At 64.5% G+C, this 1,474-nt stretch carries 1 protein-coding gene; it reads left to right on the top strand.

All coding sequences use genetic code 11. The features are described from left to right. Positions 1–176 precede the first annotated feature (176 nt). A partial coding sequence (nuoL, locus tag VJ307_08185; GenBank protein HJX74120.1) for an NADH-quinone oxidoreductase subunit L occupies positions 177–1,474 on the top strand: 1,298 nt, incomplete at its 3' end.

Raw genomic sequence — 1,474 nt, 5'->3', positions numbered from 1 at the left:
TCCCGGTTGATCGGCGGGCAGATCTTCGCCGTCTTCGTCATCGTGCTCGCGGCCGCCGAGGCGGCCGTCGCGCTGGCCATCTTCCTGCGGCTGTTCGCCACGACGGGCACCGTGGAAGTGGACACCGCCGACCATCTCCGGGGTTGACGCGGTAAACGAGAAGAAAGGGTGAACCGTTGATCCGATACGCCTACATCATCCCGTTCCTGCCGCTGCTCTCCTTCTTCGTCAACATCGCGGTCGGGAAGCGGCTGCCGCGGAAGGGGGACTGGCTCTCCCTCGGCACGATCGGCGCGGGCCTCGTGATGTCGATCGTGATCTTCTTCGAGGTCTTCCGGATCTACGATCCGAACTTCCGGTATCACGTCGTGGTCCCGTGGCTGTCCCTGGGAGGCCGGTTTGTCATCAACGCGGGGATCCTCGTCGACAACCTGACGGCCGTGATGCTCGTCGTCGTGACCCTCGTCTCGTTCCTCGTTCACCTGTTCTCGGTGGGCTACATGCACGGCGACCCGAAGTACAGCCGGTTCTTCGCCTACCTCTCGATCTTCTCGTTCTCCATGCTGGGGCTCGTCCTGGCCGAGAGCTTTTTCTTCATCTACATCTTCTGGGAGCTGGTCGGGTTTTCCTCCTACGCGCTCATCGGGTTCTGGTTCGAGAAGAAGTCGGCCGCCGACGCCGGCAAGAAGGCGTTCATCGTGAACCGGGTGGGCGACTTCGGCTTCCTGCTCGGGTTCCTGCTCCTGTTCGCCACGACCGGGGTGCTGGGGTACGACGAGGTCTTCCGGGCGATCGGGGAAGGGAAGATCGGCGGGACCCTCCTGACGCTGGCGGGGATCGGGATCTTCTGCGGCGCCATCGGGAAGTCGGCGCAGTTCCCGCTCCACGTCTGGCTCCCCGACGCGATGGAAGGCCCCACGCCGGTCTCGGCGCTGATCCACGCGGCGACGATGGTGGCCGCGGGCGTCTACCTCGTCGGGCGCGTCTACCCGATCTTCACGCCGGACGCCTTTCTCTTCATCGCCTATGTCGGGCTTGTCACCCTCTTCATCACGGGCACGATCGCGATCACGGCCACCGACATCAAGAAGGTCCTCGCCTACTCCACCTGCTCCCAGCTGGGGTACATGATCCTGGGCCTGGGGGTGGGCGGGTTCACGGCCGGCCTGGCGCACCTGACCACCCACGCCGCCTTCAAGGCGTGCCTGTTCCTGGGCTCCGGCTCGGTGATCCACGCGGTCCACAGCCAGGAGATCACGGAGATGGGGGGCCTGCGGAAGAAAATGCCGATCACCTTCGTCACCTTCCTCATCGCCACGCTCGCGATCTCGGGGGTGCCGTTCTTCTCGGGTTTCTACAGCAAGGACATGATCCTGGGGGCCGCCCTCGAGTTCGGCCTGAAGAATCCGCATCACATGATCCTGTTCGCCGGCGCGCTCCTGACCGCGGGGATGACGGCCTTCTACATGTTCCG

Source organism: Candidatus Deferrimicrobiaceae bacterium (assembly GCA_035256765.1).
Lineage (GTDB): Bacteria > Desulfobacterota > Deferrimicrobia > Deferrimicrobiales > Deferrimicrobiaceae > CSP1-8.
The sequence above is the reverse complement of the archived record's forward strand: the minus strand, read 5'-3'. Positions and strand labels throughout refer to the sequence as shown.